Here is a 26,378-nt window from a genome sequence, read left to right on the forward strand (position 1 = left end):
AGGTGTTCGTGCAGAGATGCTATCTCTTAATGGCAACGCGCAGGAGCGTAGGCGTTCGCGCAGAGACGCCATCTCTTAAAGGAAGTACTTGTGCAGAGATGCTCTCATCCAAAGACACATTCGCAGAATCAAGATTGTTCAGCCCGAGATGCAATATCTCAAGAGCTTCTGAAGCTCCACATCCCAAGCGGCATTCTCCCCACAGTCACCCCACGCTGTCGCTAGAGTCATTGAGCTCTGATCCAGACGTTCTACGATGGCGCCACATCGAGAAATACATTGTAAACTGACACAATCGTTAAAGAGATTCTGTCGATCAGAACAGCTTGAGGAGTGACATGACGCCACAACAGCATGTGAAGTCCGGTGATGTTGAACTTGCCGTTTATACTTGGGGAAAGGCTGGGAAAAAGCCGACTATTGTCTTGGTGCACGGCTATCCTGATTCCGCCAGCGTGTGGAAAAACTGCGCTGAAATACTGGCTGAGCAATATCACGTCATTGCTTATGACGTGCGCGGTGCGGGGCATTCATCGAGTCCTGGGCGCGTTGCAGACTATGGTCTCGACTATCTCGTCCGCGATCTGGCTGCGGTGCTGGATGTGGTGAGTCCGAAAAAGCCAGTGCATCTGGTTGCGCATGACTGGGGCTCCATCCAGTCATGGGAAGCGGTCACCACCGAACGTTTGCAGGGACGCATTGCGTCCTACACCTCTATGTCTGGCCCTAGCCTTGATCACGCAGGGCATTGGATCAAGCAGCGACTCAAGAGCGGTTCGCTCAAGCAGATGGGGCAGGTTGCGCGTCAGCTCGGACACTCTTGGTATATCGCGATGTTCCACCTGCCGGTGCTCGCGCCAACCTTGTGGAAGAACGGATTGGATAAGCGTTGGCCCAAAATTTTGCAGAAGGTTGAAGGCTTTCGCGCTGAGGTCAACGAGACGCAGGCGCAGGACGGTAGTTATGGCGTCAATTTATATCGCGCCAATTTTTCCAAGCGTGTGCTCAAGCCACGTCAACGCCATACCGATATCCCAGTGCAGTTGATCGTGCCGACGCGCGACAAATTCATGGTGCGTGAAATCTGGGACGACCTTGGACAATGGGTTCCTAATCTCTGGCGTCGTGATCTCGATGCAGGGCATTGGCTGCAGTTGAGTCATCCCGAACTGCTTGCAGATTGGGTGTCGGAGTTCGTCGATTTTATTGAGAGTGGTGAAGAGCCCAGCGCATTGCAGGATGCGCGTTTGAGGAGCGCAGCATGAGTCCTACTTCTATTTTGAAGCGCAAAAAATCTGTGAAGTCAGCGTCCAACACAGAAGGACGTTTGGTTCCACGCAAAGTCGCGTTCGATTGGTCGCAGACACCGTTGGAGTGGATTCCCGGACAGCCTTTTGCGAGCCACTTCATCAACGAGATCAACCTGCTTTTACCTGCGGGCGAGTTCTGGTTTTGCCGTCTCTACAACAAGGCGCTGCCTTTGGTGACAGACGAAAAGCTGCGTGATGACGTGCAGATGTTTGTGCGTCAGGAAGCTATGCACGCGCGCGCGCATGGCAGTGCGCTTGTCGACTATCTGCACACGCACGGCATCGAGACGGAGAGCAACACGCGTCGCGAGGACTGGTTATTCGAAACGCTGTTGTCCGATGATCTCTTTGGACGTAAAACGCCAAAGTTTCTGGAGCGACGCTGGTTGGTGTTCCGCCTCGGTATCATCGCTGCGATTGAGCACATGACTTGCGTGCTGGGCAATTACGCACTGGATAACAAAGAGTGGGAGAAGGGCGATCCAGTGTTGTTGGATCTCCTGCGCTGGCATGGCGCGGAAGAAGTTGAGCACCGCAGCGTCGCGTTCGATCTATACAAGCATCTCGGTGGCGGTTATCCCTCGCGTTACTACCTCGCCACGATTGTGATGCCGATGATCTTTGGCCTCTGGGTCGAGGGCGCTGCGCACATCATGCGTCAGGATCCGCGTTTCAAAGCCAAGAAGCCTAGCGTGTTCCGGCCATGGGTCTGGCTCGAATGGCAGCGGGTGGCCAAAACCGGCCAGTTGCCGTCTTTGTTCTGGCTGCTCAAGAGCCAGTTGCCGTTCTTTAGCCCTTGGTACAACCCTGTGCATGAGGGGTCAACCGAGCAGGCTTTGGCCTATCTCAACAGCTCCCCAGCCGCCGCTCGGGCCCGTGAGTTCAAGGCCGCAGCCTGAGCTAGGAGTTGCCGCCGTCCGTCATCGTTCAAGCGCCACTGACTTTGTTACAGACTATTAATTGAAATCGTCGGTAATAAATATATAATAACAGTCAGTAGAGGTGTGTTGGCGGTTGCGGGCGGTGAGCCTGAAAGCACTTTAAGTGCGGCTAGTAAGGCATTGCTGTTACTGAGCTAATCACTGTGCGCTATCGTCATGGCATCATATGTCGATGTACGACGAGCGCCCGTAGCTCAGTTGGATAGAGCACCCGCCTTCTAAGTGGGTGGTCACAGGTTCGAATCCTGTCGGGCGCGCCATATTTGTTGAATTGGCCAGTAAAGGATTGCCTAGCAAGTGATAGTTCATTCTTCAGCTATTCGGTCATCGCGCAAACTTAATTTTGCGCTCGCTACGATCTTGTCGATTGTGCTGACCATTTGCTGCGTGCCCGCTCATGCTGAGCAGGCAAAGAAGACTTCGACGTCAAACTCCACGAGCAAAGCCGCCAAGGCCAAAAAAGTTAGCAAGGCCACTCAAGCGAACAAGACCGCAAAGGTCAGCAAGGTTCGTAAGACCGTCAAGGTTAAAAAAGTCAGAGCTACAAAAACGCAAATGCGTAGAGCGCAGGCGCGTAAAAAATCAGCTCGCGGCCGTGTCTATTCAACGACGCCACGCAGATATGCAGCTGTTCGCAATGCTCAGCCCGCACGCACGTTTATGGAAGCCAACGCTGGCAGCTTGATGTTGATGTCGCATGCGGCGTTTGTTGTGGATCAAGACAGTGGCGAAACATTGGTAACGAAGAATTCGGATATTGAAATGCCGATTGCGTCGCTGACCAAGTTGATGACCGCGCTGGTCGTGGTTGAAGCTAAGCTGCCGATGGACGAGATTTTGGAAATCGGCAACGAAGATGTCGACAGAGAAAAAAATACGCACTCGCGCCTCACCGTAGGCACCGAACTCACGCGCAGCCAGATGTTGCTGCTTGCGCTGATGTCCTCAGAGAATCGCGCAGCAATGTCTTTGAGCCGCCACTATCCTGGTGGTCGCACAGCATTTATCGCCAAGATGAACGCCAAGGCCAAGGCTTTGGGTATGGTCTCTTCGCACTTTGCGGACCCAGCAGGCTTGTCTAGCCAGAGCGTATCTACGGCCCGTGATTTACACCGTCTGGTCAGTGCCGCGGATGCGCAGCCGCTGATCCGTGAGTACTCCACGCACGAAGAAAGCAATGTGCAGGTGGGACGTCGTACGCTCAAATTTATTAACAGCAATCGTCTGGTACGTGGCGGCGGCGACTGGGATATCGGTTTGCAGAAAACCGGATTCACCAACGAAGCCGGACGTTGCTTGGTAATGCAAGTCACCTTGCAAGGGCGTCGCATTGCGATGGTTTTCCTAGATTCCTTTGGCCAGCTCACGCGCTATGCCGATGCGATGCGTGTGCGTCAGCAGTTGGAGCGCAGGGTCAATATGCAGCCGCGCTTGATCACGACAAGCGCAGGGATTTCCCCCTAATTACCGCGCGCCCGCTCTAGCCTGTAGGTCTAGCTGCGATTTGCCCGAATTGAAATTCGCTTTCCACGATTCGGTTGCGCCCACCATTTTTTGCTCGATATAAGGCACTGTCTGCGACTAGCAACAAAGAGTCGACGTCAGGCGGCGCTTCATATGTCACCGCAGCGCCAATGCTGACAGTGATCGAGAGCTGAAAATTATTGTTGAGATCAATCGGCGTTTCAGCAATGGTCTGGCGTATGCGCTCTGCAATAGCTTGTACATCGGCGCGCAAACAGTCTGGCAACAGCACCGCAAATTCTTCACCGCCAAGGCGACCAAAGACGTCAGAGCTGCGCAAACACGCGCTTGCGCTGCGAGAAAAATTGATCAGCGCTTGATCGCCAGCCGCATGGCCATAAGTGTCGTTGACCGTTTTGAAATGATCGATATCAATCATCAAAAGCGAAGCGGATTTGCCGTCAATGACCAACTGAGGTAACAGCGTGTTGCAGCGCTCTCTGAATGCGTGTCTGTTCAAAAGGCCCGTTAGCTGGTCATGAGAAGCGATGTCCAGCAGGCGGCGCAGTAGTTCATTGCGCGATTGCATCACAACGGCTAGCGTGATTGGCGCAAGCGTTACCAGCGTCACACCAATGCGAATCGACATTTCAGCATCAATCATGCTGCCCGCAATGGCGAGATCAATGACTTGCGTTGAGATGGCAATAAGCGTCCACACGCTAAAGCCCAAGGTAAGTACGGCCATCGTGAATACGCTATAGGTGACCGAGCACCACAGCAGCGCAGGCACTGGAAACGCTACAGCGCCAGGGCCGCCAATAAGCACGCTCAAGATGCACGATAAAACAACAGCGAATATCGGCGCCGAATGACTCAGGTCAATGTGCATTGAGCTTTGTTTGCGTCTCTCCAGCCAGCGCCAAGAAAATTTTGGCGCAGAAAAGACGACTGGCAAAATCGCCATGTAGTTAACAACTTCTGTAACAAACCAAAATGACCAGCCTCGCAGCGGCGTGCCATTGAACAGAAACGGATCGATGAAGGCGCCGAGCACACCGGCCACGGCACCAGCGACCGCGACGTTGACAACCATCACTAAGATCGACTGCGAGCGCTTTAAGTTGCGAATGCCTTCGTCATAACGTGCATACATCCAATATCCGGTGACAACGCTCAACAGATTCGCAGCAGTGAGTAAGAAAATTTTGATCGGCGCGCTGCTGCCGGTGAAAAGATCGGCGGCGACATAGCCTAAAACTGCAGCGATCCAGCCTGCGGGCGAGGCAAATCGCGGCGAGCGCACAAGCAACCCCAGAAGTAGCGCGTTGGCGGGCCAAAATGCTGCCAAGTTATTGTCGGGGCGCGTGACAATGCCGAACCACGATGAAAGGAATACGAGAGCGCCAACGATCAGCGCGGTATGAAGTTCATCGCTAAATACGGGTTCTTGTCGGCCGCTCATCGTGACGGGCCGAGTTGAAGCTTGCGATGTCTTTTTATTGATGTCAGTCATGGCTTAGTGAGAAATGCCGAATGCCAAGAATGATTTCTGATGATCGGACAAAAGGTGGGAATCCATTGTTAAACATGGCGCGAGGCAATTTGCGCGACCTCTTAAATACGACGACATTAGCCTTTGGATGCAGTCCCGGAGACGCTAGGATGAATTAAGGTCTTAACCGAAGCTTGTTACTGACTGTCTACAGTCAGAAGGACCTTATTCGGCGCTGTCATTATTTACTTTATTGTACCGCTCGATGCCCCCTTCGATCGGGTAGGTTCATATGCTTGAGGGTGGCTTTAATTACCCATCATCAAACGCGTCAGCAAAATCTAACTTGCTGCATTTGCCCAAGCCGTCGTGGTCTCCCACAAACGTTCAGAGATCTTTGCATCCTGGCTGTCCGGGCTCGATGAGGTCGGTCGGCATTTTTGGTAATAGAGCCCGCCGTTGAGCCCACTTTTGGTCGCACAGTGAATCTGTGTTTGGGCGCCTTCTTCAGGCGTCAGCAGAAAGAAGCGCTCAATCGGGGCCATTGTTTTGCGAATGGTTCCAAGCATCGGATTTCCGGCCAAGCCCTTGTCCGCAATATTCGTAAAAACCGCGCCGGGGTGCAGGCAGTAAGACTGAACATGATCGCTGGCAGCATAGCGACGCTGAAGTTCATAAGTGGCATGTACGAGGGCGAGTTTTGAAGTGCCGTAAGCCGTCCAGGAGTTGTAAGGCACGACAGGAGCAAACAGCGCGGCATTGATGCCTTTGGTATGTAACTGCGAAACCACAGTTACGATGCGTGCATCACCGCGATCGCGCCCAGCGTTTTGCAGCAGTGGTAGCAGGGCGTGAGTCAGATGCATCGTGCCCAGATAATTCGTACGCCACTGGATCTCAAAACCATCCGCAGACAGATGCGGCTCTTTCCGCTGCGAGAGCAGGTCCAGATGGATGCCGGCGTTGTTGATCAAGATATCGAGATATTCGCCGTGCGTTGCTCGATACCAGCTTGCGAACGAGGATACGGAACTCGCCACAGAAAGATCGAGTGGATGAGAGTCGATGGTTGCCGTGCAATCTTCAAGCGCGAATTCTTCGCCAATGCGTGTGGCAATGATTTCTGGATTGGATCTTGTTGTCACAATCACCTTTGCGCCCCAGCGTGCGAGCGTGCGCGCAGTTTCATAGCCGATGGAGTTCGGCGCGGTTCCAGTGACGATCGCCGTCTTGCCGCGTAGATCCGTGCGTTCGGCATAAGGCGCTGAGATCAATGAACGACGGATGGCGCTGAGTGGCGATTGAGTTTTCGTTGGCATAACGCGCGGTCTCAGGCTTCGAAATCAAAAATCTGTACAGCTTGGCTCACGCCATCCCATTCATCGGTAGCTTTAAGGCCTGCAGCGAAACCATCGAGGACAACGGGTGCAGCTTCGATCAGTTCAAGCAGCACGCCGGGTGACTGTGGTGATTCCATGTAAGCAACGCGCACCACGCCGTTGCTAGCCGTAAACGCGGTGCTCAAGCCGCGCTGTTGGGCGCGGCTGACGTCGCCATCCAGATCGCTGGAGTGCCAAGCGATATGGTGCATGCCAATCAATGGCCGCCCATTGGCATCTTGATAGGGCGAGGGTGTTCTACTGAGAACTTGGATCAACTCAATTTGCATGCCGTCCTGGTAAGACAGGCCGACATTCATTTTTACCTTCGTTGAAAGCCCGCGGCAGTCGCCAGTCATGGTCGTGTTCTTGAAAACGGACCATGGGCCCACGCCGGTCAGCTTGATCCACTGCTGGATGCTGGCGTCGATATCGGTCACCACATAGGCGATCTGCTTGATTGGGCCAAACAGTTTATGGCTCATGGACGCTCCAATTGATGAACTAATTAATTGATTTAATTAGATTACAGGAGGAGTGGCTTGCTCCGAATGGATGAGCTTCGCCCAAAAGAAAAAAGGCCGCTTTAGGCGGCCTTCTATCTACAGATGATGGTGGTCGTCCCGGACTCGAACCGGGAACCTACTGATTAAGAGTCAGCCCAGTTGTCTTTATGCGGCTACCGCTTATCGAGTTTACCTAGGTAAATAGGAACATAGGTGGCAAAATGGCATCCAGAGTTTGTCTACTGGTTGTCTACTGGAATCTGTCATGCCCACTCTCAAGCTGTCTGAGCAATCGGTTAAGTCGTTGCTGCCTCTTGTTGGTAAGGACACCTTCTATTACGACTCGGAACTCACCGGCTTTGGTGTGAAGGTTGCTGCTAGTGGTAGCCGTAGCTACTTCATCGAGACACGCATTCAGAAGGGCAGACCGGCCAAGCGTAAGAAGCTGGGCGGCTGTGACCGTATGAAGGCCAGCGAGGCGCGAGAGCAAGCACGTAGGGACTTGGCCCAGATGGTTATGGGTTTTGATCCTGTGTCGCAGCGTAAGGATGTAGAGAAGGCCAAGGTGACACTGCGCACAGCATTAGAGGGGCGCATCGAGTCGCGTAGCCTGAAACCTAAGACCGCCTACGACTATCGCCAGATAGGTGCTAGGGCGTTGGGCGATTGGATGGACAGACCGTTATCAACCATCACGGAACAGATGGCTGTAGATCGACACAGCGAACTGGCGTTGAAGAACGGCCCAGCCTATTCAAACCTTGCTATGCGTATTCTCTCTGCTGCTCACGGTCACGCTGTCGGTGTATCCGGGTTGCAGTCTACTAACCCTGTTGCGCGGTTACGTAAGGGTCAGTTGTTCAAGAAGGTGAAGGGGCGCACCACCTACATTAAAGAAGCGCACCTGCGTGTAATGCTGTTGAAGCTACGCAAGATGGAAGAGGCAAACGCGTTGGACTACGTTGGATCAGCAGACATGATCAGAGTGTTTCTGCTCACTGGCTTTCGATTGAACGAAGTGCAGGGCTTGCGGTGGGATCAGGTGGACATCAAGGGTAAGACCATCACGCTAGGTGAAGCTGCAACAAAGAACGGCAAGGTATTGGTGATGCCATGCTGCGAGGCGCTGATGCTGCTGCTGGCGAAGCGCAAGCGTAGTGCCACCACTGAGTGGGTCTTTCCAAACAAAGGCGGCACAGGCCACTACACGAACCTAGGGCGGTGGGACATTCCTGCATTGTCCAAGGCTGTAGCAGAGGCGCTACCAGAGGTTAAGGGCTGGGACTTCTCGGCGCATGATCTACGTAGAACCTTCGCAACTTATCTACGCAGCATGGGCCAGCCTGAGTTGGTTATCGCTGGCTTGCTCAACCACTCTAAGCAAAGTGTTACGCAGGGTTATGCCTTGTCCGTTACCTCGGCACTGCATCGACTGTTGAACGAGTACCAAGCGTTTCTAGAGGCTTTGCTTACACCACCAAAGCAGAGAGGCGGGTTCATCGGGCCGAACCGTGGCAGTAGAAGCTTAGAACTGCTGTCGGGTGTCGAGCAGCCATACACAAGTAGGGCCTAATTGTTGCGCAACATGCTGGTTAAAGTCTAATCCATTTGAGTAAATAGTCTTATTAAACAATTGGATAGAATTCTTCTGTTGCATTGATACTGTTAGATAGTGTGTTATAATGAGGGTAGTTCAGTTTGTATTGACATGATCACTAATTAGTGGTATACTAAGATTGAAGCCCCCGAGTGGCTTTGGCATTTGAGTAGACCGTGTTGAGACATCCTCAACATTCGCTGTGGCTTCTCATCTCTTCTTGCCGCCTAACCAAGGCACCCCACCAACTATCGCCATTCTCGCGCCCTAACCAAGGGTGCGAGTTGCGGCGTGGAATCGAGAATGAAAAACAAACCAGCAGCACAACGCTTCACCCACATCACCGACCCAGTAGCACGCAAACGCCTGCTCACAACCTTCGCACCGCAGGATGCAAAAACGCTTGAGCCATTCAAGCCAACAGAGCGCGGTGAGATTCGATTCGTTTCGCGGCAAGAATCTGTCGATGAAGGCTACAGCCACTACACCAGCGAACGCCTTTGCGAGTTCTCAAAGGTCTATCGCTGTGATGACGGCAGGCTTGTTGTTCTTAGGCGAGTGGCCACGGGTAACAGCTTCGGCGCAGACCGCGCATACAACTCAACCGCTGTACCGGCGTAAGGGGAAAACAATCATGACAACTAACGTACCAAAAGAAGTAATCGAAGCAGCCAAAGCAGCCGTGATAAAGGAACTGCTTGCCACGAAGTGGAAAGGCCGCGAGAACATGGTGCCGTACCTCGTTCGCACACAGGACGACTACATGAAATACCGCACTGCATTGAAGGTGAAAGAGTGGACTGGCGCAACAGATGCAGGCATCGACGCTGAGGCGCTCAAGAACGCTGTGGCAACGTCGTTCGCAGGTGGCTTCACTAAGCGTGATGGCACAGCATCAGCGGGCACAGGTGCAGTGGCACAGCCCAAGACCGTTGCAGGCTCAGGTGTGTGGCGTGAGTACGACCAGCTCAAGGTGATCAATAGCATCGACGGCACGATCATGACTAAGGCTGGCGCAAAGAAACTCGGTTACATCGAAGAGGCCAAAGCATGAGCCGGGCCACGGTGGTAGACGGTGAAGTTTCCGAAGACATCAACGTGGATGCTTGGCACAGATTCACGCACGGTGACTGGGTTGGCTACGATTTCATTAGCCTACTCAAAGCCGGACTGATCAAGCGTGATGAGACTTGGGCTCAGTTTTATGTCTGCACAAAGCTTGGCGAAAAGTACACTGTTGCAGCAATAAGGGGCGGGCATACAAAGTCCATCTACACCCGCCAAGCAATGGAACGTGCAGCTACGCAGAAGCAGGCGCAGCCATGAGCTATAAAACTGATAGGGCGTGGGGTGACTTGCTCATCAAAGAAGCTGTGCGCCTCATTGCGCCACACATCATTGTGGTGGCACCGGACATAGTAGATCGCAGCCACGCATCAGACCTTGTGGTGCTCGACTCAGCCAGGGGCGGCATTGCTTATAGATGCCGTCGCACCAACTCATGGTCTAGTCGCTATCAATCGCAGTTCACGTTGCGCTACTGGCGTGCATCTGGTGCTGCGACTGAATTCAAAAAGATCATGGACGGTTATGCGGCTTGGATGTTCTATTCATGGTCGGACGGCGAGCACTTCACCCGCTGGTTCTTACTTGATCTAAACGTTTTACGAGCGACACTAGAAGGTGTTGATGAAGAGCGGCTAGACATCACGATCAACAAAGATGGTAAGAGCAGCTTCGTTGCCTTCAACCTTGAAGACTTCCCGCCAGAGATGGTGATAGATGAGTACACAGAAGAGGCCAGCTATGAACAGCTTGCAGCGTAGGCCGTTGTCGCTGTCTCGCCTTGAGGTACACAGCGATGCTGCTCATGGTCTGGTTGTTGTCGAGGGCGAACCCGTGAGCTTTAAACCCCTAACGGCTGAGCACTTCGAGGCGTTGCTGGTCTATCTGTCGCCCGAGGTGGCACGGGCACGCGAGTTCCTTCTCGAAGGCTCGACGGGCTGGACTGGTGGCGGTCAATGCCTCATCCCGGTGTACCGTATTGGGTGGTCTGATGGCCCAAAGCTGACAGTAAACGGGGCCAAGGCGTGCGTGGCCGCGCTTCGGCTCTACTACCCCCTTCGGGATCGTGAGGATGAGGCTGAATCCAGTGGATTTGAGCCAGTGGCAGAGGGCCAGAAGGTGGTTTCGATACAGCAAAACGCCATGTTTGAGATGAAACATTGGAATGAGAGGCGGAACCAGTAAGAATTATTAGACATAAGCGAAGTGCCTGACCATACGCCATGCACGATGGTATGTAACTCATTGTATTTATTTAAATAGGCGATGTTTCTACCACTCAAAGTGCTGGAAATAAACTGGCTATTGGGTAGCAGTAGTAGGAATTATCTACAGGGGTGTTAGTGCTATTTCGGTAGACTATTCTTGCAGGCAACATGGGTTGGACGCCCTCACAGTCCCCGCCAATTACCGGCGATAGCAGCAGGTAAGTAGTACCAACGCCGCGACGGTGCGGCCTAGTCTGGTCAGAAATGACACTGCGGTATGCAGGCCCGGACGCCCCCCGATAATGTCGAAGCTAGGGGGGATAAAGAACCACGCATGTAGGGGGATGGTTTACCTACGGCGGCAGCGAGATAGCTGTCAGCTCGGTTTATAATTGTGTTCGTCACGTGATACCCCAACAACCCCGGGGCTTACGGTAAAACGCCGAAGGCTAGTAAGCCTGCGCCGATCCAAGGGTTACTGTATCTCGAGAACGCGAAGCGTTCACCGGCTGTCCTGACGGCCAGCCAACCGTGAAAGATTTTTCATGGGTGGATGGGTGGACAGCCACTAGCGCAGCGGAAACGCTGCCTAGCCAGCGGCACTGCTGAGCCGCTGGGGGTAGCTGCACCACAGGTGCAGAGAGCCACAATGAAAGGATGGAACATCCACTGTTTCTTTCTGTCGCTCGCCCAGCTCGCTCCGTTCCTCGCTGTGCTCGTCACGCTAGTGCAGCAGTTCAAAGCTGCTGCCTAGATCAGCGGCGATTGATAAGCCGCTGCTAGTGGCTTGCTTCCTTCCAATGTAAGCAACCCACAGTTGCCACTAGCGTATTGTGTAGCTGCTGGATAACGAGACAGGTGGACAGTGAAAGCAACAGTGTTCTTGATTATGTTTGTGGTCAGTTTGTCTAGCGTGGCTTGGGGCTATGACAACGGGCCTCAAACGATTGGTTGCGATTACAAGCAAGGTAAGGCGACAGGCACCAGCACATGCCTGATTGTCGGCAGTGGAATGAATCAAGGCATCTCATGGCTTGTGTTCGAGGTGAACGGTAAGCGGTGGCGATACACCGATGCTTCCAGAGAGATTGAGTTGGTCAATGCAACTGGCGCGACCATCAAGCAATACACCGTAAGCCACTCAAGCAGTCAGTGTCGTCCCGGTGGTAAACCCGCTGATGTCTACACGTTTCCCAATGGCAACCATGTCTGCTTGTACTGGTAGCCGCTGAGTAGATTATTTGCGTGGGTGCTTTTGGGCTCGCTGCTGACCGACCCATCTGCCAAGTCGATGAGCTAGTGTCTCTTCATCATCATGGATGCGTGCATTTCTTTCTTCGTAACGAGTTAATGCACTATCTATCGCCACAGCCCTAACGACATCTTGCGGATCGAACTGATGGTTGCAGAAGCGACATACCTGTGCCGCAGCTTTGATCTGTTCTGCGCATCTTGGGCAGATCTTCGATCCTTGAGCACCGGTCGCAGTTTGAGATTTACGTTGTTCGTACGTTACGGACAGCACCCCGTCCGGCTTTACGATCAACATGTAGATAAGAATCAAAATCCCGATGATCGCGAAGCACAGGATCAGAGCCAAGATAAATGACCCACATCCATAGGAGCCGGGTGCATAGCTTTGAGAGGTGGGTACGTATCCCTTTAATCCCATCGTCGCGGCATCTCTTTTGAATGCTCGCGCCGCCCCATCTTGGCTCCCACGGTACGTCTTAACAACGACAGGATGCTCAGCCATGTTTCTTCCTAAAATTGAACCGTCTAGTAGCGGTGACTAATGCCGGGTTTCGACGATTTTCATCGGGCGGTTTATCAACAAGGCCCTGATTTCTTATGATTGTCTTGGCACTATCGCCGGATTAAACCAAAAATTCAATGTCTGCACATCGGGTGGATCGTAGGCGCAGCCCGACGCCTTTGGGCTGAGATGTAGCCAGCCTGTGGTGATCGACCTCACATCAATTCCAGCATTCAACTGTCAGGAATTATGGTGAAATTTTAAGACGGGTGTCGAAGCTGTATAGCGCGAGGGTCGGCCCCCTGCTGGCCCCTCTGATGAGGCCGCTGCTTTTTGACCCCCCCCGATACTTCTGGCGTCTGTCGCGATTAGCTCAGTTGTTAGAGCAGCAGACAGAGCGAAGCGACAACACTTAATCAGTGTCGCATTCAATGTTGGTCTACTAGTTGTCTACTGGAATAAAAAAAGACCTAGGCTTTTGGCCTAAGTCCTTGATTAGATGGTGGGTCGTCCCGGACTCGAACCGGGAACCTACTGATTAAGAGTCAGCTGCTCTACCAATTGAGCTAACAACCCATCTGTTTCAACGATTAAAAACTGGGGTGATCGACGGGGCTCGAACCCGCGACAACCAGAATCACAATCTGGGACTCTACCAACTGAGCTACGACCACCGTTGAGGGCGCGGATCATAACAAAAACCTGCCGGAGGCAACAGAGGATTGCCGATTATTTCGAACAAAACGGCTTAATTAAGCCGCTTGTTTGATCGGAGCCATGTTGCCAACGGTGTTTTTGTTAGCGTGAGGCGCGTTTGCCTTGGGGCTTGGCCAGTGCTTCCAGCTCATGCAGTGCTTCGCCGGTGTAAACCGCCAAACGCTGCATATGCGGCAGCGTGTCGCGGCAACCGGTGAAGCCAAAGTTAAGCGTGCCGGCGTACGACAAGCAAGTAATGTTCAGCGCGCCGCCGTGAGCAATCAGCGAGACCGGATACATGGCCTCCAGTCGCGCGCCGTTGAAATACAGCGGCTGATCAGGGCCCGGAACGTTAGAGATGGTGACGTTAAACACCGGACGCACGCGACCGCCGAGGCCGCTGATCAGCTGGAGCATATAAGGCGCCATCAGCATCACGGTGTATTTCATCAGCGCATCGCGTGGCAGCGTTTGCAGATGTTCTTTGGCTTTCTCAGTCGAGATTTTGATCGCTTCTAAGCGGCTCACTGGGTCTGCGATATCCGTTCCCAAGTTGGCGATGATGAAGCTGATCGCATTGCCGGTGCCTTGGTCATCCTTGGGGCGCACATTGACCGGAATGCCGGTGATCAATGGTTTCTTGGGCAGTGTGTTGGACTCTTCCATAAAGCGACGCAGCGCGGTCGAGGAGAGATACAACACGATGTCATTGAGCGAGCACTCAAAGTGCTTGGCCAGATTTTTGAGCGTGGTCAGATCGTACTGCTGTGTCGCAAAACGACGCTGACCGGTGACGCGATGATTCAGGACCGAGATTGGTCCGCTGAACGGCGCCGTCAGGCCGTTTTCCCCAGGCTTGGAGCCACGCATGATGCGCGTGAACGCCTTGATGACCTGTGGCACGGAACTGCCGCTTTTAACGTGCAGCGTCTTGGCCGCAACTTGTTCCACTGACTGCGCTGTTTCTTCTTTCGGGCTGCTGCGATCAGGTTGCACAGTCCACGGCGCAGGCATCACCAGATCATTCGGATCACGCGAAAGAATGCGTTGCAGCAAACGCACGCCACTAACACCGTCGATCAGTGAATGGTGCATCTTGGTATAGAGCGCGAAGCGATTGTTCTCCAAGCCTTCGATTACATGGCATTCCCATAGCGGGCGCTTGAAGTCGAGCTGATGGCTATGCAGGCGTGAAATCAAAACACCGAGTTCGCGCTCGCCACCGGGTGCGGGCAGGGCGGAGTGACGCACGTGATAGTCGAGATCGAGATTGTTATCGACCTTCCACGTGGCGAGGAAGCCACCCATCTTTGGGCTGCGCAGTTTCAGGTTCCAAGGCGATGAGTAGTTACGCTCTGACTTGATACGCGCCAGCATCTGTCCGAGGAAATCGCTGGGAGCGTTCTTCGGCAGTGAAAAAATCTGAAGATTGCCAACGTGCATCGGCGTGTCGTGTGACTCGACAGACAGCCAAGATGCATCCAAAGGATTCAGGCGTTTCATCAATGGTCTCCCCCAGTGACTGGGTATAGTTTTATGTTTTGTTATGTAGCCAGCTACAAGCTGATCGAGCATCCTAACGCCGGGCCGTTGAAAAACGAAATAGCCCTGATATAGGTGGTTTGGCTGGTGTGGGAACCATTATCCAAGAGTTGCGTCTCAAGGACTCTGCGCCAGTGCACATAAATGTTTGCTTACACTCTATTGAGCGCATGGCTGGTAACGTATACAAAGTCCCCTTATTTTGAATTCTATGTGCCGAATCGCCCACGGGGTTGGCACCTAGCGACGGAGAGCTGCATTGCAAGAGATTTCACCACGCCGAGGCCGTCGAGCCTTGGCCGTTCGGTTGTTGAGTGTTGCGGTTATGGGTTTGAGCCTGCCTGCCTTTGCCGACTGGCAAGCCTTGGGAGCTTTGGAGCGCAGTGGCGCTCGCATCACCGCCAATGCGGTTGATCTGGATTCCGGCAACATCATTCAGCAGCTCAACGCCGATGATCGCCTCAGTCCGGCCTCGCTGACCAAAATGGTGGTGGCTGCGGCAGCGCTCGACACGTGGGCCGCCGACAAAACTTTCCAGACTCGTTTGCTTGGCACGGGTTCGCTGAAGAATGGCGTCATCAGCGGCAACCTGATCATGAGCGGTGGCGGCGATGCCACGCTCGAACATCAAGCGCTGTGGAAGCTCGCTGTGCAGCTCAAAGCTGCGGGTATCACGAGCGTCAATGGTGGATTGATCGTCAACACTTCGCCGCTGGGCGAAATGAAATGTGAAACACAGGATCGCTGCGACGCCATGACGCGCAGCGCAACCGCATATAACGCTCCGATTGCGGCGGTCGGCGTGGACTTTGGTAACTGGTGCATCGATGTGCGCGCTGCAGAAGTCGGTGCGGACGCGATTGTGGTCGGCTGCAGCGTTGCCCAGCTACCGGTGCCAGTGCAGGGCAATATTAAAACCACGAAAGCGAATGTTCGCTCGACGCTTTGGGTAGAGCGCTTCACCGAGCCCGGCATCGGCGACGTGATTCGTGTTGGTGGCACCATGCCTGCGGGTTCGGGACAAAGCGTGTATCGCGCCATGTCTGATCCGGCGCTAGGCACCGGCTTATTGATGGCTGAAACCTTGCGCGAAATTGGCATCGCCATGAATGGGCCGGTGAGTGTGAGTCATGCTGCTTTGCAGAAAGACGCTTATGTGATGGCCGCAGTCGATGGCCTTTCGCTCAAGGAACAACTTGGCCGCATGCTGCGTTTTTCCAATAACTACATCGCAGACGTGCTGACGCTCAACATCGCAACGGTTGGCAATCAAACGCCAGAAACTTTGGCGGATGCTGGCACGACCTTGTCCAATTACATTGCGCGCGTGCAGAAGAATGGCAAGCGCGCCAAAGTTTCACCGCCACGCATTTACAGTGGTAGCGGACTGACGCCAGAGAATGAATTTTCAGCAGATGAACTCACGGCTGTCTTGGCGAATCAGTACTACAACACGCGCAACTTCCCCGCGTTCTACGGCGGCCTTGTAGTTCCACGTCAAGCGCCATTCGCGTTTCTGCGTTTAGGTAGTGCTGCGTGGCTCGATCGCGTTGCACTCAAGACCGGCACCATGAACGAGCCTTATTCGGTCTGCGGTGTCTCGGGTTACATCCGCAAGAAAAATGGTGGCTGGATTGCCTTCACCACCATCGTCAACGGCAGCCCGCGCGTGAAAAAAGTACCGCTCTATAAAGCGATGGAAGCGATTCGTGCGGATATTGATGATTTGCTAGAGCGGTACTAGCTGATTACTTGTAGGGTGGGTAGAGCGTAGCGAAACCCACCGCTATCACATGCTACAGAGATGGTGGGTTTCGCTGCGCTCTACCCACCCTACGGTTTGGTTACGCTTGAGGTTGTGGCGCCTGATTCCGCATCCAATCCGCAGTCGCCGTGAACGATTGATCGAGCTGCAAGCGCAAATCCTGCGGCACCTCGCACTGATCCATGGCCATAAACATGCACGCCAACCATTGGTCACGTTCAACGATGCCGATAGAGAAGGGCAAATGACGCGCACGCAGGCGCGGATGGCCGAAGCGTTCGATGAAATGATTCGGGCCGCCCATCCAGCCGCAGAGAAACCAAAATAGTTTGTCACGCGAGCCGGACATGTCCGGCGGATGCAGAATGCGGATCGCGACGAATTCTGGCTGTGTCGCCATCAGGTCATAGAAACGATCAACCAATTTGCGGATCGCTGCTTCGCCGCCTAGGGCTTCGTACAAGGTATCGGGCACGTTCAATTCATTCGAGGGTTCTAAGGCGCTAGGATAACGGCAATATGGATCACACAGATCACATCAAAACGCTGTTGGAAGAATATTTTGATAACGGCGCTGCCATTGCGCTGGATCAAGCCTGTGTGGCAGCCAAAAGTAGCTCAACGGATATCGCAGAGTTATTGCGCTGGTTGCAGTCCGATGCAGTGGCAGAACCGGAGGCTCTAGATTTGGCCACGCGCAGAGTGCGTCACGCTCTCAACTTACAGATGATGCCCGGCGCAGTTTGCCGTCCCACTCCAAAGTTTTAATGCCATGAATGAATCCAATGGCCAAGGCGTGCGTCTCGACAAATGGTTGTGGGCCGCACGTTTCTACAAGACCCGCAGCCTTGCTAAAGAAGCGATTGAAGGCGGCAAGGTGCGTTACGACGGTGATCACAGCAAGGTGGGCCGCGACGTGAAAATTGGCGCATTAATTCGTGTGCGCCAAGGTTATGAAGAGTTAGAAGTGCAGGTGCTTGCCTTGTCGGATCAGCGGGGCGCCGCGCCGCAAGCGCGTTTGCTTTATGAAGAAACGCCTGTGAGCAAAGAGCAACGTGAACGCGCCGCGCTTGAACGGCGCGGCGCTAATGCACTGGTGAGTCACGAGCGCCCGAGCAAACAGCAGCGGCGAATGATTCACCGCTTCAAGCGCCAGCTATCAGAGTGAGCTTGTCGGGCTAAAACCCGAAAGCTTTTCCTAAGCCGCGCAGTGCATCCAGTTCTGTGAAGTGTTCTACCTGTCGTTGCAGAATTTCCGCGATGGCCTCTGGCGACAAATCTATAGGGACATCCAGACCTGGGATCGGTGGTGTTTGCACAGGGATGGGTAATGGAATCGGCGGTATCGGCAAGCCCGGCAACGGCACGCCAATAATGTGACCAATCCCTGCGGTGGGAAGACACAAGCCACCAAACGGACCCTGCGGCACATTGAAATCTGGCGTGCTCGCGTCAGGCTGATTTTTAAAATCCAAAGCCAGCGCAATGTTATTGGAAGTAGCGCGTGCGCCTAGCGGCTCAAAGCCAAAACGCCAAGCCAGCATGTTGAGAATGGAGTTGGGATCAAACTGCAAATGCTCAACATGACCACGCTTCACGCGCGGGCCAATCAGCACGCAAGGCACGCGACCGCCTAAGCGACCATCATTACCCGTAGCGGCTTTTTCTTCTGGCGTGATCGGCGCGAACGGGGGCACGACGTGATCGTAAAAGCCGCCCCATTCGTCGTAGTTGATGATCAGCAGCGTTTTTTCCCAGCTCGGATGTTTGCGCAGCGCGTTATAAACGTTGTCGAGAAACGCCTGACCGTTACGGATATCGGAATAGGGGTGATCGTCATAAGAGATCGCGCCGCCTTCATTGATCGTGGTGCCAACGTTATCAACGAACATCAGACTCGGCAGAGGAGTCGAGGCAATCTCATCTGCGAATGCATGGGGCTCATACTTCTTGGAAAAGCTTCTGTACTTATTGCCCCAAAATGAGGTGTAAGAGACATCGGCATAAAAGTACTTAACGCTTTCACCAACACTCTGCATGCGATCCCAGATGGTGGGGAGCGTGGAGATGTCGACAGAGTTGACGCCGCGATCGGTCTGACCCGCGTGCATGTAGATGCGGTTGGGCGTGGTGAGCGAGAGGATGCCGCTGAAGTAGCGATCACAGATCGTCCAGTTTTCTGCGCAGCCTTTGTAGAAAGGCAGGCTGTCTGCGGTGTAGTAACCGATCGGAAAATCGTCACCTTCCGGCGCGGTTTTTAGGAAGCCATCCATCTTGCCGTCGTTGACCTGCGTGCGACCGCCTTCGTAGCTGTGATCGGGGTCGGCGAGATTGCAGTTCTGGTAGTTCGGTGCCAAGTCGCGCGATTGATACACCGTGCCATTCGGCGACTTCTGTCGGACGCCTGCTTGCACGCCATCTGCGCCCGGAACCCATCCGAGAAAGTGATCAAAAGAGCGGTTTTCCATCATCACCACAACCACATGGTCGATGCCGGATTTAGCGGGGTCAGGTAGACCAGCGCCGAGGATAGCGGCCGTCGAAGGAGCATCGCTGCGTCCACACCCGGGCAGAATCAAGCTGCCTGCAGCCGCGGCAGCGACCGTGGTAATGAACTGGCGGCGGCCGGGACTAGCCGGCTGGCCGCTATTACGGCCTTTGTTCTTGTCTTTACTCACAAACTCTCTCCTTGGGCACTATCGTTTCATATGCTGCTTTGTCTGCTTTAAAGGCAGATCTGCTCGCATCATAGCGTCTGTTGGCGCCTTGATGACGGTAATAAGACATAGACTGCTTTGCCACCCTTGGGTGTCGCTCCGGCGCTTGCAGCGAGGCGCGCGAAAGGCGACATTGCTGCATCAAAAACAACTAAAACTTCAGGAAACGCGATGAGCTCTTCCACGCAGCGCAATAACCATGGAATCGATGCATGAGCAGTGACAACCACACCGTTGGCCTGCGTGATATTGCCCGTGGCGTTTTCCGCAGCTTGCCGGAGATGTTCACTGTTCAAAAAGGCGTATTGAATCTGCTGCTGGCCAAGCCAGATCGTCACGCCTCCATCGGTTTGTTGGTGGAACAACACGCGGCTCGCACACCATCTCATCCCGCTTTGTTGTTTGAAGATCAGAGCTGGACCTATGCCGAGTTCAACGCTTGGTCCAATCGCATTGCCTCGGTGCTGCGCGCACATGGCGTGAAGTCCGGCGATGCAGTTGCGGTGCTGATGGAGAATCGTCCTGAAGCGCTGGCCTGTATCACCGCCATCGTCAAGCTCGGCGCAGTCGCCGGCATGATCAACACCAATCAACGTGCAGACGTCCTCACGCACAGTCTCAATCTGACCAAGGCCAGAGTTGTAATCGTTGGCGACGAATGTCTTGAATCGCTTGAGTCCACAGATTGCCATCCAGACAAAGACAAAAGCCGCATCTATTTGTGGGAAGGCCCGGGCCGCGCGCTTGGCGGTTATCGCAATCTGCGCGCTGAAAGCAAAACGGCATCCGGCGCCAATCCGCCAGAGACGCAAACGATTCAACTGCGTCAACCTTGTTTCTACATCTTTACCTCCGGCACCACTGGTTTGCCGAAAGCATCGGTGATGACGCATTACCGCTGGCTGCGCGGCATGGCCGGGCTTGGGCAGATGGTGCTGCGCATGCGTAGCGAAGATGTTTTGTATTGCTGCTTGCCGCTGTATCACAACAACGCGCTGACGGTGTCGTGGAGCTCGGTGTTGGGAGCCGGCGCAACGCTTGCGCTTGGACGCAAATTCTCGGCGACAAAATTCTGGTCAGAGATTCGTCGCTACGACGCCACGGCGTTTTGCTACATCGGCGAGCTGTGCCGCTATTTGTTGAATCGCCCCAAGACTTCACGCGATCTCGATCATCGCGTCCGCGTGATTGTCGGCAATGGTCTGCGTCCTGAAATATGGGATGAGTTCCAGACTCGCTTTGGTATTGAACGCATTAGCGAGTTCTACGGCGCCAGCGAATCCAATCTCGCTTTTGCCAATGGTTTTGATTTGAGCAAGACCGCAGGCTTCTGTCCGCTGCCTTTTGCCATCGTTGAATTTGACGCTGAGCAAGAAGTGCCGGTGCGCGATGGCCGTGGCTTTATGAGCAAAGTCGCCAAGGGCGGCGTCGGTCTTTTGATTACAGAAGTCACCGATCGCACACCGTTCGATGGGTACACCGACAAGAAAGCTAGCGACGCCAAACTGTTGCGCAACGTATTCAAAAAGAACGACTGCTGGTTTAACAGCGGCGATCTCGTGCGTGATCAGGGCTGGCGTCATATCCAGTTTGTGGATCGCGTTGGCGACACCTTCCGTTGGAAAGGCGAGAACGTTGCTACCACAGAAGTGGAGGGCGCACTCAATCGTTTTGAAGGTATCGAGCAAGCCGTGGTTTATGGCGTGCAAGTGCCCGGCACCGATGGCCGCGCCGGAATGGCGGCGCTGAGTGTGGTCGGCCAGAAGTTGGATGGGCTCAAGCTGGCGCAACATCTTTGTGCGGAACTTCCTGCTTATGCCGTGCCCTTGTTCCTGCGTTTGCGTGAAGTCCAAGAAGTCACAGGCACCTTCAAATATCGCAAGGTCGAATTGAAGCGCGAAGGCTTCGATCCAACCAGCGTCGATGAGCCTTTGTTTGTTTTGGCGGACCGCGAGCGTGGCTATGAAGTGCTGAATGCTTCGTTGTTTGAGCGTATAAAAAATGGTGCAGTGCGATTGTAGGCGCTGTTCTTTTCTGATTGACCGCGGAGCCGTTTGCGATTTGTAGCTACGGCCATAGTCGGCTTTGCTGCGTGGTGAGAATCTAGTCCTAACTCCAGAGTAATGAGATTAGGAAATGAAGGTTTCCATCGCGATTGAACGCAGCATTGAAATTCCCGCGCCGGTAGCTAAGGTGCAAACGCTTTTCAAAGATCTTGAAGGCACCATCAGTCGATTCCCCAAGCTACGCAAGCTCACCAAGCTGGCGGATGACACCTATCTGTGGGAGATGGGAACGATCGGTTCATCGATTGCCAACATCGCACACGAAGTCAGCTACGCCGCGAAGTACAACATCGATCTGAAAAGCAATCAGCTCACTTGGCAGCCGGTTCCCAAGAAGGGCAACGCCAACATCGAAGGCGCTTTCAAACTCGCAGAGCGCGGCGATAAAACTCAGCTCACTTTCAAAGTGCGTGGCGATCTCTACGATGTTCCAGTGCCACTGATGTATCGCTTGCTGGCGCCGCCGTTTATTCAAGGCAAGTTCACGCGACTCGTTGATATTTTTCTGGAACGCACGAGTGAGGCGCTGATGCAGGCTCCGGCACCCGCCGCTAAGCGCAAGGCCAAGTGAGGGCATCAAGATGAATTTAGGGCGCGATGTGATGGGATTTGGCTTGCGGCTTCTTAATCGATTTGCAGGCGCACCGGTGGTCGACAAGCTCGGTCTGCGCAAGTCATCCGAAAAAGCGATTTACCAAGCCAGCAAGTTAGGCTTTCGTACAGCAACTGCTGCAGCACGCAGCTTTAGCGCAGCGCAGAAGTTGGTGCGCCCAGCGCGCCTCGCAAAAAACACATCCAGCGGTTTGTTTGACCTCACGCCTAGCGAAGAGCAGTTGATGCTGCGCGATGCGGCGCAGAGTTTTGCGCTGGAGCGTTTGCGTCCTGCAGCCGCAGCGGCTGATACCGCTTGTGCAGCGCCAGCCGACTTGCTGAAAGAGAGCGCAGATCTCGGCATCGCCTTGATCGGTATTTCTGAAGAACTCGGTGGTGCTGGTAGCGAACGCTCCGCCATGACCAATGTGCTGGTGGCAGAAGCGATGGCACAAGGCGATATGGGTTTGGCCGTGGCATGCCTTGCGCCAGCGGCAGTCAGCACTGCGCTGTCGTTGTGGGGCAATGAACAACAGCAGGCGGCTTATTTGCCTGCATTCACCGGCGACAACTCGCCTGTTGCCGCGCTAGCGATTCAAGAAGCACGTCCGTTATTCGATCCTTTCTTGTTGCAGACGCAAGCTAAACGCGTTGGAGATAGTTTCGTTCTCCAAGGCGTGAAGTCACTCGTGCCACGCGCAGCAGAAGCCGAACTCTTTATCATCGCCGCGCAGCTTGAAGGCTCTGGCCCAGCATTGTTCATTGTCGAATCGTCGACGCCCGGCATCAGTATTGAAGCTGAACCTGCGATGGGTTTGCGTGCAGCATCCACTGCTCGTGTCGTGCTCAAAGACGTCAAGATTCCCGCCACCGCATTAATGGGCGAGGGCAGTGCAGAGGTTTATGCCGAATGCATTCAGCTGTCACGCATCGCTTGGTGCGCACTCGCGACCGGCACCGCACAAGCAGTTCTCGATTACGTAATTCCGTACGTGAATGAGCGCGTGGCCTTCGGCGAGCCGATCAGCCATCGCCAATCAGTTGCCTTCAGCATCGCCAACATCGGCATCGAACTCGACGGCATGCGTTTGCTCACCTGGCAGGCTGCAAGTCGTGCAGAGCGTGGCGAAGCGTTTGATGTGCCAGCCGCATTGGCGCGTCGTCTCTGCGCAGATAAAGGCGTCGTCATTGGTAGCGACGGCGTACAACTCCTCGGCGGTCACGGCTTCATCAAAGAACACCCGGTAGAGCGCTGGTATCGCGATCTACGTGCGGCGGGAATGATGGAAGGCGTGGTACTAGTTTGAGGATGACGAAATGATCAATCTAGAAAACCCCAAGAAATTCCGCGCGCTGGTTGAGCAGGCTAACCACGTTGCCAAAGAAATCTTCCGTCCCAACTCGCGTAAATACGATTTGGCCGAGCACGCCTATCCCAAAGAGCTCGACATGCTCGCGGCGCTGCTCGATGGCATGAATGCTGGCGGTGGCTCTGAAGGCGCCGGTGCTGCTGGCGTCCGCCGCGACGCAACCAAAGATGAAGGCAATCGCAACAGCAGCAATCTCTCCACCGTGCTCGGTGTGATGGAACTTTGCTGGGGCGACGTCGGTTTGCTACTCAGCATGCCGCGCCAAGGCCTAGGCAATTCCGCAATCGCATCAGTTGCCAGCGATGAACAGCTCAAACGCTTTGATGGCCGCTGGGCTGCAATGGCGATCACTGAACCACACTGTGGTTCTGACTCTGCCGCGATCCGCACCACGGCAAAGCTTGATGGCGATCACTACGTGCTCAACGGCGAAAAGATTTTCGTCACCTCCGGTGAGCGCGCTGATCTCGTCGTGGTCTGGGCCACGCTAGACAAAAACGCAGGCCGCGCTGCAATCAAATCTTTCGTAGTCGAAAAAGGCACGCCCGGCTTCGACCTGATTCGCCTCGAACACAAACTCGGTATCCGGGCATCAGACACCGCGCAGTTCGCTCTCGTGAATTGCCGCGTGCCTAAAGAAAATCTGTTGGGTGATCCGGAAGTGAATGTGGAGAAAGGTTTTGCAGGCGTCATGCAAACCTTCGACAACACACGTCCTCTGGTTGCTGGCATGGCAGTCGGCTTAACGCGCGCCTGCTTAGAAGAAACCCGCAAACTGCTGGAACTCGCTGGCGTCACTATCGACTACGCCAAACCCGCGTACTCGCAAAGCGCAGCTGCAGCCGACTTCCTGAAAATGGAAGCCGACTACGAAGCCTCACGTTTGCTAACCCTGCAAGCCGCGTGGATGGCCGACAACCGCAAGCCCAACTCTCTGCAAGCCAGCATGGCTAAAGCCAAAGCAGGCCGTACTTGCGTAGATGTTTCGCTCAAATGCGTAGAGCTCTGCGGCAGCCTCGGCTACAGCGAACACTCACTACTAGAAAAGTGGGCACGCGACGCCAAGATCCTCGACATCTTCGAAGGCACGCAGCAGATTCAGTTGCTGATTGTGGCTAGACGATTGTTGGGTAAGTCGTCGAACGAGCTGAAATAAATATGTCGCAAGCGACCTCTTTAACCGCAGCAGACCTTAAGAAATTTTCGGTCGAGCAGTCGCTGGAATTATTTCTTCAGTTAGAAGCCCCCGCCATGTCAGAAATGAATGGCGAATACCCTGCTACGTTGCTGCAACAGCCTTCGTTGCTGGCCACACTAGCGGGTCAGGTTTCGGTGAGAAACCCACTCGTGCCTTGGTTGTGTAAGGCATTTCGTCCTGTAGATGTCGAGAATGGACGTGGCTACAACACTTTTCGAACGATGGGTCGCATCGTTCAGCGTTTCCCAATGCAAACAGTAATCGCGCCCTCACGTTATGACGGCAAGCCTGCATATCAATTGGTTTACCGCGCCTACAATTCAATGTGTGGTGACATTCATATGGTCGATGAGGTCCGACGTGTTTCGTCGAATCTTTATCTCGGGATCGGCACGTGGGGATTTACCAATAGACAACGGCAGGTTGCGCTGCCATTTATGCTGGAAGGACCGACAGCACCCTATCGTGGCGACATTGGCACACCCCGAAAAGGTTTTGCGCTGAGCAAGGAAGTCCCTGCGCTTAGAAACTAAAACTTGAGTGGCGAGAGAAAGTCGCCAAATAAATTGAAGCGGTTGATTCCAGAAAGCTCCGGTGACGGGGCTTTTTTTGTTTTTAAAGCATGGATTGTATGATCGAACGAATAGGTTCAAGACGAGCGAAGACGGAAGCAAGAAATGAAGAATCTCATTCTGATTGGCGCATTGATTGCAGGTGCCTACTTCTGGTTTGGTGAAGGAAATCACCAAGGAACTTCTACTGAAAGCGAAACGCAGTCGCTTTCAGGGCCTTCCTCTTTTGGGCAGGCTGACAGCAATCGCCAAGTGCAAGGCGAGGGTGTTGTTGTGAAGGTACTTCCCGATGATAACGAAGGAAGCAGACATCAAAAGTTTATCCTTGAGCTATCGTCTGGCCAGACAATTCTCGTTGCCCATAACATAGATTTGGCCCCGCGGATTTCATCCATTTCTCAGGGCGACACCATCGCGTTCAATGGTGAGTACGAGTGGAACGAAAAAGGTGGCGTCGTGCATTGGACCCATCATGATCCAGGTGGCAGGCATGAAGCAGGCTGGTTGAAAGCTGGCGGCAAAACGTATCAATGAATACGTAGGCTGGATTGAAGCGCAGCGAAACCCAGCGAAGCCCTAGCCGACAAGATGCTGGGTTTGGCTTCGCGGCAACCCAGCCTACGAGTTGTCATCCCGAACGAAGTGAGGGATCTTGCTTTGAGAGCTACAGCAAGATCCCTCACTGCGTTCGGAATGACACGGTCCTGTTGCGACTAACGAATGAGCTGATCTGCCGCAATTCCCAAGACCAAAATGCTGAAGCGGTTACCTGTTTCTCGCGTGAGAATTTAGGTTGCATAGGTATCAGGCCTGTTCCACATCGCCGCACAAGTGGATTGAGGTGCTTTCTTTGGTTACTTTCTTTGCACCAGCAAAGAAAGTAACCCGCACTACAGTGCGGAACACGTCATTTCATTGAGAACAGGTAGTAGCCCGCGAAGCGCGTAAAAAGCTTGCCCCTCACCCTCAATCCCTCTCCCCATAAAAAGCATGGGGAGAGGGAGGCTAGAAGAACTGGATACCCGCCTTCGCGGGTATGACGGGTGTGATTGGTGATGGGATATAGCTCATGTTTAAAACAGTATCGCGGCGCTAACACCTCCGCTCCTGCGCATCCATGCGCCCGCGGAGGTACCGTAC

The 26,378-nt window shown here is 53.9% G+C and carries 26 protein-coding genes and 3 tRNA genes; 20 read left to right on the forward strand and 9 right to left on the reverse strand.

The window, feature by feature from the left end:
- The first annotated feature begins 338 nt into the window (after window positions 1-338).
- The 4 genes from CJD38_RS11645 to pbpG all read left to right on the forward strand — a co-directional run bounded on the left by CJD38_RS11645 (window position 339) and on the right by pbpG (window position 3,715).
- Window positions 339-1,265 carry an alpha/beta fold hydrolase gene (locus CJD38_RS11645; protein WP_107940533.1) on the forward strand — a complete coding sequence of 309 codons (927 nt, stop codon included), beginning with the start codon at window positions 339-341 and terminating at the stop codon, window positions 1,263-1,265.
- Window positions 1,262-2,209 carry a metal-dependent hydrolase gene (locus CJD38_RS11650; protein WP_107940534.1) on the forward strand — a complete coding sequence of 316 codons (948 nt, stop codon included), beginning with the start codon at window positions 1,262-1,264 and terminating at the stop codon, window positions 2,207-2,209. Before CJD38_RS11645 ends, CJD38_RS11650 begins: the two co-directional genes overlap by 4 nt.
- Before the next feature lie 225 nt (window positions 2,210-2,434).
- Window positions 2,435-2,511, forward strand: a tRNA-Arg gene (locus CJD38_RS11655).
- Window positions 2,512-2,548: 37 nt separating this feature from the next.
- Entirely contained in the window at window positions 2,549-3,715 is a 1,167-nt protein-coding gene (gene pbpG / locus CJD38_RS11660) for a D-alanyl-D-alanine endopeptidase (protein WP_206362973.1), read from the forward strand.
- A 16-nt stretch (window positions 3,716-3,731) separates the two neighbouring features.
- Here pbpG and CJD38_RS11665 read toward each other — a convergent pair whose 3' ends face one another.
- The 3 genes from CJD38_RS11665 to CJD38_RS11675 form a co-directional block, all read right to left on the reverse strand.
- The gene (locus CJD38_RS11665; RefSeq protein WP_107940535.1) at window positions 3,732-5,231 is read right to left on the reverse strand and encodes a GGDEF domain-containing protein; all 1,500 of its coding nucleotides are present in this window, start codon (window positions 5,229-5,231) and stop codon (window positions 3,732-3,734) included.
- Window positions 5,232-5,551: 320 nt separating this feature from the next.
- The gene (locus tag CJD38_RS11670) at window positions 5,552-6,529 is read right to left on the reverse strand and encodes an SDR family NAD(P)-dependent oxidoreductase (RefSeq protein WP_107940536.1); all 978 of its coding nucleotides are present in this window, start codon (window positions 6,527-6,529) and stop codon (window positions 5,552-5,554) included.
- Window positions 6,530-6,540: 11 nt separating this feature from the next.
- Entirely contained in the window at window positions 6,541-7,074 is a 534-nt protein-coding gene (locus CJD38_RS11675; RefSeq protein WP_107940537.1) for a VOC family protein, read from the reverse strand.
- A gap of 286 nt (window positions 7,075-7,360) precedes the next feature.
- Between CJD38_RS11675 and CJD38_RS11680 the strand changes: the two genes are divergently transcribed.
- The 7 genes from CJD38_RS11680 (at window position 7,361) to CJD38_RS11715 (ending at window position 12,190) form a co-directional block, all read left to right on the forward strand.
- Entirely contained in the window at window positions 7,361-8,668 is a 1,308-nt protein-coding gene (locus tag CJD38_RS11680) for a tyrosine-type recombinase/integrase (protein ID WP_107940538.1), read from the forward strand.
- A gap of 327 nt (window positions 8,669-8,995) precedes the next feature.
- Window positions 8,996-9,313: a hypothetical protein gene (locus CJD38_RS11685; RefSeq protein ID WP_107940539.1), complete on the forward strand. Its 318-nt coding sequence runs from the start codon at window positions 8,996-8,998 to the stop codon at window positions 9,311-9,313.
- A gap of 13 nt (window positions 9,314-9,326) precedes the next feature.
- A complete protein-coding gene (locus CJD38_RS11690) occupies window positions 9,327-9,746 on the forward strand; it encodes a hypothetical protein (protein ID WP_107940540.1) in 420 nt (139 codons plus the stop codon).
- Window positions 9,743-10,018 (forward strand): hypothetical protein, encoded by a 276-nt coding sequence (locus CJD38_RS11695; protein ID WP_107940541.1) that lies wholly within the window; start codon window positions 9,743-9,745, stop codon window positions 10,016-10,018. Before CJD38_RS11690 ends, CJD38_RS11695 begins: the two co-directional genes overlap by 4 nt.
- Entirely contained in the window at window positions 10,015-10,518 is a 504-nt protein-coding gene (locus CJD38_RS11700) for a hypothetical protein (protein WP_107940542.1), read from the forward strand. The genes CJD38_RS11695 and CJD38_RS11700 overlap by 4 nt, the downstream gene beginning before the upstream one ends.
- The gene (locus tag CJD38_RS11705; RefSeq protein WP_107940543.1) at window positions 10,499-10,942 is read left to right on the forward strand and encodes a hypothetical protein; all 444 of its coding nucleotides are present in this window, start codon (window positions 10,499-10,501) and stop codon (window positions 10,940-10,942) included. Before CJD38_RS11700 ends, CJD38_RS11705 begins: the two co-directional genes overlap by 20 nt.
- A gap of 888 nt (window positions 10,943-11,830) precedes the next feature.
- Window positions 11,831-12,190, forward strand: a complete 360-nt coding sequence (locus tag CJD38_RS11715; RefSeq protein ID WP_107940545.1) for a hypothetical protein — start codon at window positions 11,831-11,833, stop codon at window positions 12,188-12,190.
- 12 nt (window positions 12,191-12,202) lie between these two features.
- Here CJD38_RS11715 and CJD38_RS11720 read toward each other — a convergent pair whose 3' ends face one another.
- The 4 genes from CJD38_RS11720 to CJD38_RS11735 all read right to left on the reverse strand — a co-directional run bounded on the left by CJD38_RS11720 (window position 12,203) and on the right by CJD38_RS11735 (window position 14,920).
- On the reverse strand, window positions 12,203-12,721 hold the full coding sequence (locus CJD38_RS11720) for a zinc ribbon domain-containing protein (protein ID WP_107940546.1): 519 nt from the start codon (window positions 12,719-12,721) through the stop codon (window positions 12,203-12,205).
- A 500-nt stretch (window positions 12,722-13,221) separates the two neighbouring features.
- Window positions 13,222-13,297 (reverse strand) — tRNA-Lys (locus tag CJD38_RS11725).
- Window positions 13,298-13,319: 22 nt separating this feature from the next.
- Window positions 13,320-13,395: transfer RNA gene (locus CJD38_RS11730), tRNA-His, on the reverse strand.
- Window positions 13,396-13,519: 124 nt separating this feature from the next.
- Window positions 13,520-14,920, reverse strand: a complete 1,401-nt coding sequence (locus CJD38_RS11735) for a WS/DGAT/MGAT family O-acyltransferase (protein ID WP_107940547.1) — start codon at window positions 14,918-14,920, stop codon at window positions 13,520-13,522.
- Window positions 14,921-15,218: 298 nt separating this feature from the next.
- On the opposite strand from CJD38_RS11735, the gene dacB reads away from it, so the two are divergent.
- Window positions 15,219-16,703 (forward strand): D-alanyl-D-alanine carboxypeptidase/D-alanyl-D-alanine endopeptidase, encoded by a 1,485-nt coding sequence (dacB, locus tag CJD38_RS11740; protein ID WP_146165978.1) that lies wholly within the window; start codon window positions 15,219-15,221, stop codon window positions 16,701-16,703.
- Between the two features lie 100 nt (window positions 16,704-16,803).
- Here the strand turns inward: dacB and CJD38_RS11745 are convergent, their stop codons facing one another.
- Window positions 16,804-17,205, reverse strand: a complete 402-nt coding sequence (locus CJD38_RS11745; RefSeq protein WP_107940549.1) for a group II truncated hemoglobin — start codon at window positions 17,203-17,205, stop codon at window positions 16,804-16,806.
- Window positions 17,206-17,243: 38 nt separating this feature from the next.
- Here CJD38_RS11745 and CJD38_RS11750 point away from each other — a divergent pair, with 38 nt between their 5' ends.
- Together CJD38_RS11750 and CJD38_RS11755 are read left to right on the forward strand one after the other, a co-directional pair.
- Window positions 17,244-17,492, forward strand: a complete 249-nt coding sequence (locus tag CJD38_RS11750; protein WP_107940550.1) for a hypothetical protein — start codon at window positions 17,244-17,246, stop codon at window positions 17,490-17,492.
- 4 nt (window positions 17,493-17,496) lie between these two features.
- The gene (locus CJD38_RS11755) at window positions 17,497-17,892 is read left to right on the forward strand and encodes an RNA-binding S4 domain-containing protein (RefSeq protein ID WP_107940551.1); all 396 of its coding nucleotides are present in this window, start codon (window positions 17,497-17,499) and stop codon (window positions 17,890-17,892) included.
- A gap of 10 nt (window positions 17,893-17,902) precedes the next feature.
- On the opposite strand, the gene CJD38_RS11760 is transcribed toward CJD38_RS11755, so the two are convergent.
- Window positions 17,903-19,402 carry an alkaline phosphatase family protein gene (locus CJD38_RS11760; protein WP_107940552.1) on the reverse strand — a complete coding sequence of 500 codons (1,500 nt, stop codon included), beginning with the start codon at window positions 19,400-19,402 and terminating at the stop codon, window positions 17,903-17,905.
- Window positions 19,403-19,653: 251 nt separating this feature from the next.
- On the opposite strand from CJD38_RS11760, the gene CJD38_RS11765 reads away from it, so the two are divergent.
- From CJD38_RS11765 to CJD38_RS11790, 6 genes are all read left to right on the forward strand, one after another.
- Window positions 19,654-21,462: a long-chain-acyl-CoA synthetase gene (locus CJD38_RS11765; protein WP_107940553.1), complete on the forward strand. Its 1,809-nt coding sequence runs from the start codon at window positions 19,654-19,656 to the stop codon at window positions 21,460-21,462.
- Window positions 21,463-21,577: 115 nt separating this feature from the next.
- Entirely contained in the window at window positions 21,578-22,078 is a 501-nt protein-coding gene (locus CJD38_RS11770) for an SRPBCC family protein (RefSeq protein ID WP_107940554.1), read from the forward strand.
- Between the two features lie 10 nt (window positions 22,079-22,088).
- Window positions 22,089-23,405 (forward strand): acyl-CoA dehydrogenase family protein, encoded by a 1,317-nt coding sequence (locus CJD38_RS11775; protein ID WP_206362975.1) that lies wholly within the window; start codon window positions 22,089-22,091, stop codon window positions 23,403-23,405.
- 10 nt (window positions 23,406-23,415) lie between these two features.
- On the forward strand, window positions 23,416-24,624 hold the full coding sequence (locus tag CJD38_RS11780; protein ID WP_107940555.1) for an acyl-CoA dehydrogenase family protein: 1,209 nt from the start codon (window positions 23,416-23,418) through the stop codon (window positions 24,622-24,624).
- Window positions 24,625-24,626: 2 nt separating this feature from the next.
- Window positions 24,627-25,199, forward strand: coding sequence for a hypothetical protein (locus tag CJD38_RS11785; protein WP_107940556.1), 573 nt, complete (start codon window positions 24,627-24,629; stop codon window positions 25,197-25,199).
- A 144-nt stretch (window positions 25,200-25,343) separates the two neighbouring features.
- Entirely contained in the window at window positions 25,344-25,772 is a 429-nt protein-coding gene (locus CJD38_RS11790) for a DUF3465 domain-containing protein (RefSeq protein ID WP_107940557.1), read from the forward strand.
- Window positions 25,773-26,378 lie beyond the last annotated feature (606 nt).

The organism is Stenotrophobium rhamnosiphilum (genome assembly GCF_003052265.1).
GTDB lineage: Bacteria > Pseudomonadota > Gammaproteobacteria > Nevskiales > Nevskiaceae > Stenotrophobium > Stenotrophobium rhamnosiphilum.

Excerpts from the sequence above, each read along its gene's own strand:
- CJD38_RS11645 (WP_107940533.1), top strand. The coding sequence starts at position 339 with ATGACGCCACAACAGCATGTGAAGTCCGGTGATGTTGAACTTGCCGTT.
- CJD38_RS11650 (WP_107940534.1), top strand. The coding sequence starts at position 1,262 with ATGAGTCCTACTTCTATTTTGAAGCGCAAAAAATCTGTGAAGTCAGCG.
- CJD38_RS11665 (WP_107940535.1), bottom strand. The coding sequence starts at position 5,231 with ATGACTGACATCAATAAAAAGACATCGCAAGCTTCAACTCGGCCCGTC.
- CJD38_RS11670 (WP_107940536.1), bottom strand. The coding sequence starts at position 6,529 with ATGCCAACGAAAACTCAATCGCCACTCAGCGCCATCCGTCGTTCATTG.
- CJD38_RS11675 (WP_107940537.1), bottom strand. The coding sequence starts at position 7,074 with ATGAGCCATAAACTGTTTGGCCCAATCAAGCAGATCGCCTATGTGGTG.
- CJD38_RS11680 (WP_107940538.1), top strand. The coding sequence starts at position 7,361 with ATGCCCACTCTCAAGCTGTCTGAGCAATCGGTTAAGTCGTTGCTGCCT.
- CJD38_RS11685 (WP_107940539.1), top strand. The coding sequence starts at position 8,996 with ATGAAAAACAAACCAGCAGCACAACGCTTCACCCACATCACCGACCCA.
- CJD38_RS11690 (WP_107940540.1), top strand. The coding sequence starts at position 9,327 with ATGACAACTAACGTACCAAAAGAAGTAATCGAAGCAGCCAAAGCAGCC.
- CJD38_RS11695 (WP_107940541.1), top strand. The coding sequence starts at position 9,743 with ATGAGCCGGGCCACGGTGGTAGACGGTGAAGTTTCCGAAGACATCAAC.
- CJD38_RS11700 (WP_107940542.1), top strand. The coding sequence starts at position 10,015 with ATGAGCTATAAAACTGATAGGGCGTGGGGTGACTTGCTCATCAAAGAA.
- CJD38_RS11705 (WP_107940543.1), top strand. The coding sequence starts at position 10,499 with ATGAACAGCTTGCAGCGTAGGCCGTTGTCGCTGTCTCGCCTTGAGGTA.
- CJD38_RS11720 (WP_107940546.1), bottom strand. The coding sequence starts at position 12,721 with ATGGCTGAGCATCCTGTCGTTGTTAAGACGTACCGTGGGAGCCAAGAT.
- CJD38_RS11735 (WP_107940547.1), bottom strand. The coding sequence starts at position 14,920 with ATGAAACGCCTGAATCCTTTGGATGCATCTTGGCTGTCTGTCGAGTCA.
- CJD38_RS11750 (WP_107940550.1), top strand. The coding sequence starts at position 17,244 with ATGGATCACACAGATCACATCAAAACGCTGTTGGAAGAATATTTTGAT.
- CJD38_RS11755 (WP_107940551.1), top strand. The coding sequence starts at position 17,497 with ATGAATGAATCCAATGGCCAAGGCGTGCGTCTCGACAAATGGTTGTGG.
- CJD38_RS11765 (WP_107940553.1), top strand. The coding sequence starts at position 19,654 with ATGAGCAGTGACAACCACACCGTTGGCCTGCGTGATATTGCCCGTGGC.
- CJD38_RS11770 (WP_107940554.1), top strand. The coding sequence starts at position 21,578 with ATGAAGGTTTCCATCGCGATTGAACGCAGCATTGAAATTCCCGCGCCG.
- CJD38_RS11775 (WP_206362975.1), top strand. The coding sequence starts at position 22,089 with ATGAATTTAGGGCGCGATGTGATGGGATTTGGCTTGCGGCTTCTTAAT.
- CJD38_RS11780 (WP_107940555.1), top strand. The coding sequence starts at position 23,416 with ATGATCAATCTAGAAAACCCCAAGAAATTCCGCGCGCTGGTTGAGCAG.
- CJD38_RS11785 (WP_107940556.1), top strand. The coding sequence starts at position 24,627 with ATGTCGCAAGCGACCTCTTTAACCGCAGCAGACCTTAAGAAATTTTCG.
- CJD38_RS11790 (WP_107940557.1), top strand. The coding sequence starts at position 25,344 with ATGAAGAATCTCATTCTGATTGGCGCATTGATTGCAGGTGCCTACTTC.